This window comes from Bradyrhizobium sp. WSM1743 (assembly GCF_000473065.1).
In the GTDB taxonomy this organism is placed as follows: domain Bacteria; phylum Pseudomonadota; class Alphaproteobacteria; order Rhizobiales; family Xanthobacteraceae; genus Bradyrhizobium.
In genome coordinates, this window is sequence record NZ_AXAZ01000043.1 from 30488 (window position 1) to 42460 (window position 11973).

Genomic DNA, 11973 nt, shown 5'->3' on the forward strand with positions numbered 1-11973 from the left:
CCCGAGGCGCAGCGGTCACAACCGCAGGTATTCGATTAAAGTCTTAACCAAACCTTGGCATGTCACCGTGCAAGATGACCGCTCGTGACGAGCAGGTCTTTTGGTCATGTCAGTTTTTAAGAAATCGGTAAGCGCGCTCCTCCTGGCTCTGATGACGCTGCTGGCCGCCGGCGCCCTGACCAGCACGGCCATCCAGATGGTCGGGGCCTTCGGCAGCTACAGCGACAGTCTGGAGACCGAACGGCTGGCGAATGCCGACAAGTCGATCTTCCATGGTGTGGTTGCCCTGCGCAGCAATCGCGGCGATGCCCAGAGCGCGCTGCTCGGCGAGGACGATCCGCGCGCCAAGCTCGGCGCCGCGGAGAAGGCCGAGCAGGCCGGCTTCGATGCTATCATCGCCGCGCTTGCCAATGTCGAGTTCGCCCGGCGCGACGAACTCGCAAGCACTCTGAAGCAGCGCTGGAGCGAGGCCGCGCCTAAGTTCCAGCTGTTCTATGACGAGGCCAGGCAGCCGCGCGCCGAGCGCAAGGTGGAGCGCACCGCAGCCTGGTACGATGCCGTCACCAAGGTGATCGAGACTGCCAATCTCGCCTCCACCGCGGTGTCGAACCGCGCCTGGATGAACGATCCCTTCATCGCCCGCATGATCCAGGCCCGCCGCCTCGCCTGGCAGGTGCGTGATCGCTACGGCATCCAGTGCTCGACGCTGCGGCCGAACGTCAACGCCAGCAAGCCGCTCGACGAAACCCAGAAGCAGACGGTGGCCGGCTGGAACGGAACCGTCGCCGCCGGTTGGACCGGCATGGATGAACTGCTGGCCGCGCCCGACGTGGCCGCAGATCTGGTCAACGCGGCGAAGGAGGCGCGGGCAAAGACCGACGGCGCGCTCAAGAAGATGGGGGAGATCACCAGGAATTTCGACGGCAGCGGCAAGCCCGCGATGCCCGCTGCGGAGTGGAACGCGCTGTGCCAGTCGCCCTTCGCGTCCATCGTCGCGGTCGCGAATAAGGCGCTCGACCTGTCGATTGCGCGCGCCGAGACCGTGCAGGCGAAGGCCCTGATCAATCTCATCGTGCAGTCCTTCGCGTTCCTGCTCGCGTTGGCCGTGACCCTGGCCGGCGTGTTCGTGGTGCGCAATCGCCTCATGCGTCCGGTGCGCGCTATTCTCGACGCCATCGCGCGCATCAGCGCGCGCGACTATGCGACGCCGGTGCCGCAATCCCGGCATCCCGACGAGTTCGGCACCATGGCTGCAGCGCTCGAAAGCCTGCGCGAGAGCGCGGCGACCGCGGAACGGCTGGGCCAGGAACGCGAATCGCAGCAGGCGCTCCAGCTCGCCCGCTCCGGCAGCGTCGATGCGGCCTGCCGCAGCTTCGACGATACCGTGCAGGCGGTCATCCAAAGTGTTGTGGCCTCGACGCGGGAGCTCGACGCTACCGCGACCGGCGTACGCTCGCTGGTCTCGGAATCGAGCAGCCAGACCGCCGCGGTCTCCTCCGCCGCCGAGCAAGCCACCAACAATCTCGAGACTATCGCGGCCGCGACCGAGGAGCTCTCCGCATCCGTCGGGGAGATCTCCGCGCAGGTGCAGTCGAGCGCGCGTGAGGCCCGCGAGGCCGTGGCACAGGCCGAGCAGACCAACGCGACGGTCGAGATCCTCGACCAGACCGCAAGCCGCATCGGCGAGGTCGTGAAGATGATCAATGCGATCGCCGCCCAGACCAACCTTCTGGCGCTGAATGCCACCATTGAAGCTGCGCGCGCGGGCGAGGCCGGGCGCGGCTTCGCCGTCGTCGCGGGCGAGGTCAAGAGCCTCGCCTCCCAGACGGCCACAGCGACGGAAGAGATCTCGCGCCAGGTCGAGGAGATCCAGGGTGCCACCGGCCAGGCCGTCGCCGCGATCCGCTCGATCGGCGGCGCCATCGGCGGCATCGACGAGAAGATGACGGCGATTGCCGCCGCAGTCGAGCAGCAGCGCGCGGCCACCACCGAGATCTCGCGAAATTTCCAGCAGGCAGCTCAAGGCACCCGCGAGGTCACCGATACCATCGGCAGCGTCGCGAGGCTCAACCAGGAGACCGGCAACGCCGGCACCGTGCTGTCGGAGTCCGTCAAGAAGATGTCCGCCGACGCCGACCGTCTCCGCGTCGCGGTCGAGGGCTTTTTGGGAGCGGTGAAAACCACATAATCTCGTCGTCTCTTCATCAGATGTCGCGCGGGGCATTGCCGCCGGTCCGCGCGGCAGGTAGATGTGTCAGCCATGCCGCGCGAGCGCGGCGACAGACGTAAGACGCATCAGGGATGGAGAGTTCGATGCCGGTCACCCCACACAAGGCCCAGCGCCCCTATCGCGGCGTGTTCCCGGTTGCGCCCACCATCTTCGACGAGCGCGGCGAGCTCGACCTCGAGGGCCAGCGCCGCTGCATCGATTTCATGATCGATGCCGGTTCGCACGGCATCTGCATTCTCGCCAATTTCTCCGAGCAGTTCGTGCTCACCGATGCCGAACGCGAAACCGTGATGCATGCGGTGCTGGAACATGTCGCCGGCCGGGTTCCCGTGATCGTGACCACCACGCATTTCAGCTCGGCCGTGTGCGCGGCGCGCAGCAAGCAGGCCGAGGCGGCCGGCGCCGCGATGGTGATGGTGATGCCGCCCTATCACGGCGCGACCTTCCGGGTCCCGGAGAAGGGCATCGTCGAGTTCTTCAAGGTGCTCTCCGGCGCGATCGACATTCCCATCATGATCCAGGACGCACCGGTGGCCGGCACGCCGCTGTCGGTCGAGCTGCTGGCGCGGCTGTCGCGTGAATTCTCCAACATCCGCTATTTCAAGATCGAGGTTCCCGGCGCGGCTGCAAAACTGCGCAGTCTGATCGAGGTGGGTGGCAAGGACATCGAGGGTCCATGGGATGGCGAGGAAGCGATCACGCTGCTGGCAGATCTCGACGCCGGCGCCACCGGCGCCATGACCGGGGGCGGCTATCCCGACGGCATCCGTCAGATCATCGATCCCTATTTCGCCGGTGATCGCGAGAAGGCGAAGGCCGCCTATGAACGCTGGCTGCCGCTGATCAACTACGAGAACCGCCAATGCGGCCTGATCGCCTGCAAGGCCATGATGCAGGCCGGCGGTGTGATCAAGTCGGAAGCCGTGCGGCATCCGTTGCAGCCGCTGCATCCGGCGACGCGCGCGGGCCTGCTCGAGCTCGCCAAGGAGCGCGACGCGTTGGCGCTCCGGTGGGGGAAGTAATTCTCTCCCTCGTCATTGCGAGCGGCGCGAAGCAATCCAGGAATGTGTCCGCGGAGACAGTCTGGATTGCTTCGTTTCGCGCGCAATGACGGGGTCTGCCCATTTCGGCTGTAAGGCGTCGAATTAACGCGATTCCGCCAGTTTCGCGCAGCCCGGCGATGGCATATTGTACGCTCGCCAACCGGCCCTGCGGAGAATCCCAAGACATCTCGAAACACCTCTTCATTATGCCGTTATCCCGAGCCAGGTTGGCGCGAACCGACAGAACAGGGAGGCAGTGCCATGACGATGAGGCCGGATCCCACCTTTCACGCATCACCCAAGCTTGCGATGGAAGCACCTGCGGAGAACTTTGCCTACACCTTGCTGCTCAGTCCGGATTTCTCCAAGCCGGATGCTCTCGCGGTCATCGACGCCAAGCCGGGATCGCCGACCTATAGCCAGATCGTCCACACCGTGACGATGCCCAACAAGGGCGATGAGTTTCATCACTTCGGCTGGAATGCGTGCTCCTCGGCCTTGTCGCCGCTCGCGGGACATGCCTTCATCGAGCGGCGCTATCTCATCATCCCAGGGCTGCGTTCATCACGAATCTACATCATCGACACCAAGCCCGATCCGACCCAAGCCAAGATCCACAAGATCATCGAGCCGGAGGAGGTGTTCAAGAAGACCGGCTACTCGCGGCCGCACACGATCCATTGCGGACCGGACGGCATCTATGTGAGCACCCTGGGCGGCGGCGGAAAGGACGGCACCAACGGACCTCCCGGGGTCTTCATCATGGATTGCGAGACCTTCGAGGTCCTGGGACGATGGGAGATCGACCGCGGTCCGCAGACGCTGCATTATGACTTCTGGTGGAATCTGCCGCGCGACTACATGGTGACGAGCGAATGGGCATTGCCGCCGCAGTTCGAGAACGGGATCGTCCCGGAAGATCTGCTGGCGAACAAATATGGCCATCGTCTCCACTTCTGGGATCTTCGCGCCCGTCGCAACGTGCAGACCATCGACCTCGGCGCCAATCATCAGATGGCGCTGGAAGTCCGACCGGCGCACGACCCGGTTCGCGAATATGGCTTCGTCGGCGTCGTGGTCGACACCACCAACCTCGAAGCATCGATCTGGACCTGGTGGCGCGACGGCGGGAAATTCCATGCCGAGAAGACTGCGACGATCCCGCCCGAGCCCGCGCCAAAGGAGAAGCTCCCGCCGCTGCTGCAGGGATTTGGCGCCGTGCCGCCGCTGGTGACCGACATCGACCTGTCGATGGATGACCGGTTCCTCTACGTCTCCTGCTGGGGCACGGGCGAAATGCGCCAGTACGATGTTAGTGATCCACGCAAGCCGACGCATGCGGGCTCGGTCCATATCGGCGGCATCGCGCGCCGCACGCCGCATCCAAATGGCAAGGCCTTTGCGGCCGGTCCGCAGATGGTCGAGATCAGCCGCGACGGCAAGCGCGTGTACTGGACCAATTCGCTCTATTCCACCTGGGACGATCAGTTCTATCCCGATGGGGTTCCGGGCGTGGAGGTCATGGCCAATGTCGGTGACGATGGCGGCCTCGAGCTCGACAAGGATTATTTCGTGAGCTTCCCCGACGGATATCGTGCGCACCAGATCAGGCTCGAGGGCGGCGATTGTTCGACGGACTCCTTTTGCTACCCGTCGGTCTAGATTGGGGGCACGCGAGCCCGGCGCTTGGCTGGCTGTGGCTCGCGCTTGTTGCGAGCGGTCTCTATCACGGGGTCAATCCCGGAATGGGATGGCCGCTCGCGGTTTCGGCCGGGCTCATGGACAAGAGCCCACGCGCGCTTTTCCGCGCGTTGTGGGCTCTGTCGGCCGGACATCTCCTGGCGACACTTCTCGTGCTGCTGCCGTTCGCATTCCTGCTCGTGCTGGCGGAGTGGCAGCGTCCGATCCAGCTCGTCGCGAGCCTTCTCGTCATCGGCTTCGGCGTCTATCGATTGATCGTTCGGCGCCATCCCCGCGCGCTGGCACGAATTCCGCCGACGCAATTGGTGCTCTGGTCGTTTGCCGTCGCCATTGCTCACGGTGCCGCCTTGATGCTCGTGCCGATCTATCTCGGGCTCTGCCAGGCCTTCGAGCTCGATACCGGCCATCAGGCGGCGGGCGAGTTGATGAAGGCAAGTGTCGGGATGGCGGTGCTGGTGTCCGTGGTGCACGTTGCCGCCATGGTCAGCGCCGGCGGATGTCTGGCTTGGCTGGTCTACCGCTATCTGGGATTGAAGTTCGTCTCGCGCAGCTGGTTCAATCTGGATGCCGTCTGGGCGACCAGCCTCGTTCTGGTTGGCGCGGTGGCGCTCGCCTTCAATCTTGCCAGCTGGCGCTGAAGTCTACCGTGCCAAAGCCCATTCGCCGATGATGCGGAAGCGCGCCTTGGTCGCGTCCTGCTTGAACAGGGCGAGGCGGTCGACCGCCAGCGTGTCGATGCCAAGCACCGCAAATCGTCCCCGCAGCATCTCCAGGATCGGCCCACGCCGTTCCGCGTCCAACCGTCCCGTCAGCGTCATGTGGAAGCGGAATTCCTCCATCACGTAAGGGTAGCCCCAGCGGTCGAGATAATCGCGCTGGCGCTCGGTGAGCCCGTCGGGCTTCCGCCGCGCGCGATCTTCCGCGGTGAGGGCGGCGCGGAAGGAATCGAATTCACGAACGCAATCGGCGGCAAATTGCTGAAGCGCACCGACCGGCTCGGCCGGAATGACGGCGATGAAGCCGCTGATGGTATCGACGACAGGGCGGATCACCGGAATTGTCTGCGGCTTGCCGGCGAACGTCGCGCAGGCGGCCATGAGATCGGCCTCGGTCTTGCCTGATGTCAGCGCCATCGGCGCCTTCAGCGTGGCGTGAAAGCCGTATTTGCGGGGATCGGCGCTGATGTCACGCCAGTCCGGAGCAGTTTGCAGCGCCTCGCGCGGGAACGGCACCTCGTCGCCGGTATAGGCGTCATAGCCGAGCAGTGCGGCGCCGAAGCGGGAGAGAGCACTGCCGCTGCCTGCGGCAAAATAGATCGCGTAGCGGGGAAAACCTGTCATCGCCTCAGCATAACCAATTTACGCCGCGACGACAGCCTCGTGCGGCGCCGCCACAGCAGTGAGCAGCCGTGTCGCATCGGTAAGATGCACGAGCTTGCCGCCTGAGATCACCGCGATCAGCCGCGGCCGCAGCTTCACGCTGTCGTCGATGAGCAGAATATCGGCGCGGCGTCCTTCCGCGAGGATACCGCGATCGGTGAGGCCGGTCGCGCGCGCCGGGCCGGCGGAGACCAAATGCCAGGCCTGTGCCAGCGGCAACACATCATCGGCGGCGAGGCGGAACGCGGCGAGCAGCTGAGCGGGATAATAATAGTCCGAGGCCAGCACCGAGCAGAGCCCTTTTTCGATCATGTCGGATGCTTTGGTCCAGCCGGTGTGGCTGCCGCCGCGCACGACATTGGGCGCGCCGTAGACGATGGCATCGCCGTGGCTTGCCGCGGCGCGCGCCGTTTCCTCATTGATCGGAAACTCCGCGATCGTCGCGCCCATGGCACGATAATCGGTTCGCATCGCCGGGGTCGCATCGTCATGGGAGAGCATTTGCACCTCGGCAGCGCGAGCAACCGCCGCGAGACGCGACACGGAGGCAGGCACGTCGGCAGCACGCGCGATGACGCGCCCGACCAGCCGGTCGAAATCTTCGCTCGACAGCCCGGTGCGCTCGACCATGCGGTTGCGCTTGCGCGGATTGGAGATGTCGGCAACCACCCCGTCCATGTGGTCGTTGAAGGCGAACAGGTCGACGCGGCCCTCGCTGAGCCATTGGCTGATCTCGGCCTCGGCATCGAGATTGTAGGTCTCATGCCGCAGGTGGAGGCGGGTATCGGCGGCGAATTGTGGACGCTGCCGCTCGATCGCCTCCATCAGGCTGCGCGCATTGTCGGCGCTTCGCAGGCCCGGCTCCCAGGAGCAGGTCGTGGCGTGAAAGACGGTGGTGATGCCGTTGCTGATCGCCTGGCGGTCGCTGTCGGCGAGCGCAACGTCGATCGGAAAGTCGACGCCGGCGCGCGGCATCATCTGCCGCTCGAAGGCATCGCCGTGCAGATCGACGATGCCGGGCAGCACCAGCAGGTTGCGGGCATCGATCGCGAGCCGCGCGCGGCCACGGGAGGCATCAATCCGCGCGATGTCCGTTCCGGACACAAGAAGCGAGGTTTCGACGAACTCGGTGCCGATCAGGGCCCGGCCGCCTTCAAGGATGATGTCTGTCACGCGACTGCGCTTTTCTTGCTGCTGCGAGGGGAGCCTGTCCGTGCTTCATATGTCGAAAGAAAATCTTCAATCCCGAGCTTGCGGAAATCGGGCAGCGCCTCGCGCAATTTGTCGTGATCCCAGTCCCACCAGGCAAGCTTTGCAAGGCGCCCGGCGATCTCCTCCGAGAACCGCCGCCGCACGATACGGGCCGGATTGCCGGCGACGATAGTGTAGGCCGGCACGTCCTTGGTGACGATTGCGCCGGCGGCGATCACCGCGCCGGTGCCGATGTTGCGGCCCGGCAACACGATTGCGCCATGGCCGATCCAGACGTCGTGGCCGATATGAACGTGATGCTGGCGCCGCCAGTCGAAGAATTCGGCATCGTCGCTCTCACCCTCGAAATAGGCGCTGGAGCGGTAGGTGAAATGCGCCTGCGTCGCGCGGTGCATCGGATGGTTGCCTGGATTGATCCGCGTCATCGCCGCGATCGAGCAGAATTTTCCGATGGTGGTGTAGGTGATCTGCGAATCGTTCACGACATAGGAGTAGTCGCCCATCGCCACTTCATGCAGGATCGTGCGCGCGCCGACCTCGGTATAGGCGCCGAGCCTGGACTCGTGCAGCTTGGCCGAGGGGTCGATGGTCGGCTGAACCGAGAGAGCTTTGGCGGCCATGTTGCATCCGAGGAGCGAGGGCGGCGTCTCTCTTCGAGCGGCTTGATGACGATGTCATGACGCCGAGATGACAGGGGATGAGGTGTGCAGGATCGCCGCACCGCAGTGGCGCCGTCACACAAGTGTTAAGCATGGACGTTAGCGGTTGGCTCCAGCTACTCTGGAGCCCTGCATGCTGGTGGTGGATGGTCTGACGTGTCGCTTCGGCGCAAAAGCCGCGGTCGACGACGCTTCGTTTCAAGTTTCCCCCGGTGGCTTCGTCGGTGTGATCGGACGATCCGGCGCCGGCAAGTCGACATTGCTGCGGACCATCAACCGCCTTGTGACGCCGACCGGGGGGCGCATCCTGTTCGATGGCACCGACGTCACCTTGCTGCGCGGCAAGGAGCTGCGGCAGTGGCGCGCGCGCTCGGCGATGATCTTCCAGCAGTTCAACCTGGTCGGCCGGCTCGACGTGCTCACCAACGTTCTGATGGGGCGGCTTGCGACGATGCCCGCTTGGCGCTCGCTGTCGCAAGTGTGGCCCGAGCAGGACAAGGCGCTGGCGATGTCGGCGCTCGAGCAGTTCGACATCGCTTCGCTCGCCGCCCAGCGCGCCGATCAGCTCTCCGGCGGCCAGCAGCAGCGCGTCGCGATTGCCCGCGCACTGGTGCAGCAACCCGATATCATCCTCGCCGACGAGCCGATCGCCTCGCTCGATCCGCGCAACACCAAGATCGTGATGGATGCGCTTCTGCGCATCAACAAGCATTTCGGCATCACCGTGCTCTGCAACCTGCATTCGCTCGATCTGGCACGGACCTATTGCGACCGCCTGATCGGCATGGCCGCAGGCCGCGTGGTGTTCGACGGTGCGCCGTCCGCGCTGACCGATCACGTCGCGCGCGAGCTCTACGATCTCGAAGCTGCCGACGTCATGGGCGGCGTGCCTATGCCGGCGCCCGAGGGCGTGCCGGCGCTCGGAACCGCCGCGGCGGCCTGAGCCGCGTCGCACCTTTTTGAGTTGCAAGTCTTTGCGTCAGCCGACCCCAACCGATGAAGAGGGCATCATGATCACTCGCAGATTAATCCTCGCCGGCGCCGCCGCGCTCGCGTTCACGGCCTCCGCCTCGGCGAACGACTGGAAGGCCAAATATCCCGAGCTGACCTTTGCGGTCGTGCCGGCCGAGAACGCTTCTGGTGTCACCGAGCGCTGGACCCCGTTCGTGGACTACCTCTCGAAGCAGCTCGGCGTGAAGGTCACGCTGCGCATCGCCAACGACTATGCTGCGGTGATCGAAGGCCAGCGCGCCGGCAACATCCACATCGCCAGCTACGGCTCGGCCTCGTTCGCCCGCGCCCGCCTCACCGGCGTCAAGACCGACGCCTTTGCCAACGACATCAACGCCGACGGTTCGACCGGCTATTACTCGGTGTTCTTCGTCAAGGCGAGCAGCCCCTACAAGAAGGTCGATGACCTCAAGGGCAAGAACCTCGGCCTGGTCGACCCGAACTCGACCTCCGGCAACAACGTGCCGCGCTTCGAGCTCGACAAGATGGGCATCCACGATGCCGATTCCTATTTCGGCAAGGTCGTCTTCACCGGCAGCCACGAGAACGCGATGCTGGCCCTTTCGCAGGGTACGGTCGATGTCGCCGCCAACCAGTGGACCAGCGACGACGATTCCACGCTGGCGCAGATGCTGACCAAGGGCATGCTGAAGAACGCCGACGGCTCGGCGATGAAGAAGGACGATTTCCGCATCATCCACAAATCGGCGCCGATCATCAACGGCCCCTATGCCTACAATTCCGACCTGCCTGAAGACGCCAAGGCCGCCATTGCCAAGGCGTTCTTCGACGCGCCGGCCAAGGACAAGGCCGCCTTCGACCGTCTCTCCGACGGCCAGAAGAAGGGTTTCCATCCCGCCACCACCAAGGACTGGGATGGCACGATCGAGCTGATCAAGTTCGTCGATGCGCTGCGTAAAAAGAAGGCGTCCTGAGTTTCGGGACGATGCACTCGAGCCGGGTCCCCAGGACCCGGCTCTTTCTTTGACGGGACCTGATGACGACAGCGGTTTCGATCCTCCCCGAGCAGCAGCTCGCCGTGCTCAACGCCGCCTATCGCCAGGCGGTTTCGCGCAGGCGGCTCCGTCTCCTGTTGGGAGCCGCGGTCTTTGCCGCAGCGCTGATCCTCGCCGCGATCGGCGCCGAAGTGAATCTGCGCACGCTGTTCACCTATTTCGGCAATTTCGTCAGCTATTTCGACCGCATCCTCACGCTCGAGAACGGCCAGCGGGTCTGGACCGATGTCGGCGAGTGGTTTTGGGGTTGGCGCAAATGGCTGAAGATGCTGGGTGAGACGCTGCTGATCTCCTACGTCGGCACGCTGATCGGCGCGACCTTCGCCTTCGCCCTCAACTTCTTCGCTGCCGAGAACACCTCGCCGGCGCCCTGGCTGCGCTTCGTGGTGCGGCGTCTGCTCGAATTCGCCCGCACCGTCCCTGGCATCGTGTTCGCGCTGGTCTTCGTCATCGCCTTCGGCCTGGGGCCAATGGCGGGCGTGCTGGCGATTGCAATCCACTCCACTGGCGCACTGGGAAAACTGTTCTCGGAGATCGTCGAGAATGCCGACATGAAGCCGGTCGAGGGCATCCGCTCGACCGGGGCAAGCTGGCTCTCCTGCATGCGCTTCGCCATCGTGCCGCAGGTCACGGCCGGCTATGCCAGCTACGCGCTGCTGCGTTTCGAGATCAACGTGCGCGAGGCTTCCGTGATGGGCTTTGTCGGCGCTGGCGGCATCGGCCAGGAGCTCGTCGTCGCCATCCGCAAGTTCTATTACTCCGACGTCAGCGCGATCCTGCTCACCATCGTCGTCACCGTCTTCATCATCGACATCACCACCGGCTGGCTGCGCGGCCGCCTGTTCGGCAAGGAGGCGCGGACGTGACGAGGCCGCAGGAGGTCGATGCCGCGCAGATTCGCGCGCGCTATCCCGAAATGTTCGACCGGCCGGCCTCGGCGCGGCTCGCGACACCCGCGATGATCGTCGCGGCGTTCGCGATCCTCACTTACGGCCTCGTCGATCTCGACTTCTCGCCGTCGCGCTTCGTCGCCGGCCTCAGCCAGCTCGGCTGGATCAGCCTGATGATGATCCCGCCGGATCCCGGCTCCTCGCTGCCGGTCTATCTGAAGGCATTGGGCGAGACGCTCTCGATCGCGCTGCTCGGCACCACGCTCGCCGCCGTCTTCGCGCTCCCGGTCAGCCTGCTGGCGGCGCGCAACATCGTGCCGTCGAACATCCTCCGCTTTCCTGTCCGGCGCTTCCTGGATTCGATCCGCGGCATCGACACGCTGATCTGGGCGCTGGTGTGGATCAATGTCGTCGGCCTCGGCCCGTTCGCCGGCGTGCTTGCCATCGCGGTGTCGGATTTCGGCGCGTTTGGAAAACTGTTCTCGGAGGCGATCGAAGGCGCCGACCAGAAGCAGGTCGAGGGCATCCGCGCCTCCGGCGGCAGCGCGCTGCACGAGATCCGCTTCGGCCTGTTGCCGCAGGTCCTGCCCGTGATCGCCGGCCAGGTGCTCTATTTCATCGAATCCAACACCCGCTCGGCCACCATCATCGGCATCGTCGGCGCCGGCGGCATCGGCCTCCAGCTCGCCGAGCAGATCCGCGTGCTGGAATGGCAGAAGGTGTCGTTCCTGATCCTGATGATCCTGGTCGCCGTCGCCGCGATCGATTTCATCTCCGGCAAGCTGCGCTTTGCCATCATCGGGCGAAGGGCGGTGGCCTGAGTTCTTCGCCT

11 protein-coding genes are annotated in these 11973 nt (G+C 64.8%); 8 read left to right on the forward strand and 3 right to left on the reverse strand.

Going from position 1 to position 11973, the window contains the following annotated elements; genetic code table 11:
• The first annotated feature begins 106 nt into the window (after window positions 1-106).
• The 4 genes from YU9_RS0123725 to YU9_RS0123740 all read left to right on the forward strand — a co-directional run bounded on the left by YU9_RS0123725 (window position 107) and on the right by YU9_RS0123740 (window position 5612).
• The gene (locus YU9_RS0123725) at window positions 107-2188 is read left to right on the forward strand and encodes a methyl-accepting chemotaxis protein (RefSeq protein ID WP_027575033.1); all 2082 of its coding nucleotides are present in this window, start codon (window positions 107-109) and stop codon (window positions 2186-2188) included.
• A gap of 125 nt (window positions 2189-2313) precedes the next feature.
• On the forward strand, window positions 2314-3252 hold the full coding sequence (locus YU9_RS0123730) for a dihydrodipicolinate synthase family protein (RefSeq protein ID WP_027575034.1): 939 nt from the start codon (window positions 2314-2316) through the stop codon (window positions 3250-3252).
• Window positions 3253-3534: 282 nt separating this feature from the next.
• Complete coding sequence (locus YU9_RS0123735; protein WP_027575035.1) at window positions 3535-4935, forward strand: selenium-binding protein SBP56-related protein; 1401 nt, start codon at window positions 3535-3537, stop codon at window positions 4933-4935.
• 83 nt (window positions 4936-5018) lie between these two features.
• A complete protein-coding gene (locus YU9_RS0123740; RefSeq protein WP_156952072.1) occupies window positions 5019-5612 on the forward strand; it encodes a hypothetical protein in 594 nt (197 codons plus the stop codon).
• A gap of 3 nt (window positions 5613-5615) precedes the next feature.
• On the opposite strand, the gene YU9_RS0123745 is transcribed toward YU9_RS0123740, so the two are convergent.
• From YU9_RS0123745 to YU9_RS0123755, 3 genes are read right to left on the reverse strand one after another with little or no spacing between them, the layout of a single operon-like run.
• Window positions 5616-6314 carry a DUF1045 domain-containing protein gene (locus tag YU9_RS0123745; RefSeq protein ID WP_027575037.1) on the reverse strand — a complete coding sequence of 233 codons (699 nt, stop codon included), beginning with the start codon at window positions 6312-6314 and terminating at the stop codon, window positions 5616-5618.
• Window positions 6315-6332: 18 nt separating this feature from the next.
• Window positions 6333-7526 (reverse strand): alpha-D-ribose 1-methylphosphonate 5-triphosphate diphosphatase, encoded by a 1194-nt coding sequence (locus YU9_RS0123750; RefSeq protein ID WP_027575038.1) that lies wholly within the window; start codon window positions 7524-7526, stop codon window positions 6333-6335.
• On the reverse strand, window positions 7523-8185 hold the full coding sequence (locus YU9_RS0123755; RefSeq protein ID WP_027575039.1) for a chloramphenicol acetyltransferase: 663 nt from the start codon (window positions 8183-8185) through the stop codon (window positions 7523-7525). Before YU9_RS0123755 ends, YU9_RS0123750 begins: the two co-directional genes overlap by 4 nt.
• Before the next feature lie 172 nt (window positions 8186-8357).
• Between YU9_RS0123755 and phnC the strand changes: the two genes are divergently transcribed.
• From phnC to phnE (YU9_RS0123775), 4 genes are all read left to right on the forward strand, one after another.
• Window positions 8358-9167 (forward strand): phosphonate ABC transporter ATP-binding protein, encoded by an 810-nt coding sequence (gene phnC, locus YU9_RS0123760; protein WP_027575040.1) that lies wholly within the window; start codon window positions 8358-8360, stop codon window positions 9165-9167.
• Between the two features lie 67 nt (window positions 9168-9234).
• A complete protein-coding gene (gene phnD / locus YU9_RS0123765; RefSeq protein WP_027575041.1) occupies window positions 9235-10170 on the forward strand; it encodes a phosphonate ABC transporter substrate-binding protein in 936 nt (311 codons plus the stop codon).
• Between the two features lie 62 nt (window positions 10171-10232).
• Window positions 10233-11117: a phosphonate ABC transporter, permease protein PhnE gene (gene phnE / locus YU9_RS0123770; protein ID WP_027575042.1), complete on the forward strand. Its 885-nt coding sequence runs from the start codon at window positions 10233-10235 to the stop codon at window positions 11115-11117.
• Between the two features lie 50 nt (window positions 11118-11167).
• The gene (phnE, locus tag YU9_RS0123775; protein WP_371259189.1) at window positions 11168-11962 is read left to right on the forward strand and encodes a phosphonate ABC transporter, permease protein PhnE; all 795 of its coding nucleotides are present in this window, start codon (window positions 11168-11170) and stop codon (window positions 11960-11962) included.
• Window positions 11963-11973: the final 11 nt, after the last annotated feature.